This is a genomic window from Hydrangea phyllody phytoplasma (genome assembly GCF_036985185.1).
GTDB classification, from domain to species: Bacteria; Bacillota_I; Bacilli_A; order Acholeplasmatales; family Acholeplasmataceae; genus Phytoplasma; species Phytoplasma asteris.
The window spans coordinates 1-258 of sequence record NZ_BSDA01000032.1 but is presented as its reverse complement, the minus strand read 5'-3'; the positions used below and the strand labels follow the sequence as shown (position 1 = coordinate 258).

General features: G+C 27.1%; 1 pseudogene. It reads left to right on the top strand.

Annotation, left to right across the window (positions count from 1 at the left end):
- Positions 1-258 (top strand): annotated as a pseudogene (locus tag AACP42_RS03070) (replicative DNA helicase); the annotation flags it as partial.

Below are 258 nucleotides of genomic sequence, written 5' to 3'. Positions count from 1 at the left end.
AATTATTTAAATGAATTATCTGATTTGATGCCTTCTCCTCGGCACTTAGAAACATACATTGATTTAATTAAAGAAACATCTTTAAAAAGAGAAATTGGCGGTATTATTGCTAAATTATCCCAAATTGCAAGAAGCAAAATAGCTCCACAAGAGATTTTAGAATTAATAGAAACAAATACTGCAAAATTAAGAAAAAAACTCACTCCCAAGTTTAAAGATTTAAAAAGTTGTGTTTCTAAAGTAATCAAAGACATTTTG